This is a genomic window from Brachybacterium sp. Marseille-Q7125, from assembly GCF_023062615.1.
In the GTDB taxonomy this organism is placed as follows: domain Bacteria; phylum Actinomycetota; class Actinomycetes; order Actinomycetales; family Dermabacteraceae; genus Brachybacterium.
This window is the reverse complement of sequence record NZ_JALLAL010000142.1, coordinates 1-605: the sequence shown is the minus strand read 5'-3', so window position 1 is coordinate 605 and position 605 is coordinate 1. Positions and strand designations below refer to the sequence as shown.

The 605-nt window shown below is 56.4% G+C and carries 2 rRNA genes; both read right to left on the bottom strand.

The features are described from left to right. Positions 1-139 (bottom strand): 23S ribosomal RNA (locus MU407_RS14090); the annotation flags it as partial. 371 nt (positions 140-510) lie between these two features. Then, positions 511-605: ribosomal RNA gene (locus MU407_RS14085) — 16S ribosomal RNA — on the bottom strand; the annotation flags it as partial.

Sequence of the window (605 nt, the reverse complement as noted above, 5' to 3'; positions counted from 1 at the left end):
ACCCCTGGTGGGTTTCCCCATTCGGACATCCTCGGATCACAGCTCAGTTGTCAACTCCCCGAGGCTTATCGCAGACTCACACGTCCTTCGTCGGCTCCTTGTGCCAAGGCATCCACCGTGCGCCCTAAAAAACTTACAGCAACACAAAGACACTTTGTGCAAAACAAAATTGCTTACAAGATGCTCGCGTCCACTATACAGTTCACAAAAAACAACCCCACACCACCACCCCCAGTCACAAACCAGGACGCGGCAGGGAGGACCAGCCACACCACCCAACACACCCGAACAACATCCGGGACGAGCTGGGCTTGGCGTGCAGCCTCATGCCCCAATAGCGTGCCTCCACCTCAAACCCCCTGCCCGCATCTCGTTCCCACCCCAACAGGGCGTACTAGACATGCGACACAGACGATGAAGTGCCCATTCGTTGATGTTCCACCCATGAGCAACCACCCACCCGACACTCGCGGATGACGATGGCCACCAATACTTGGTGATGCTCCTTAGAAAGGAGGTGATCCAGCCGCACCTTCCGGTACGGCTACCTTGTTACGACTTAGTCCCAATCACCGATCCCACCTTCGACAGCTCCCTCACGAGGA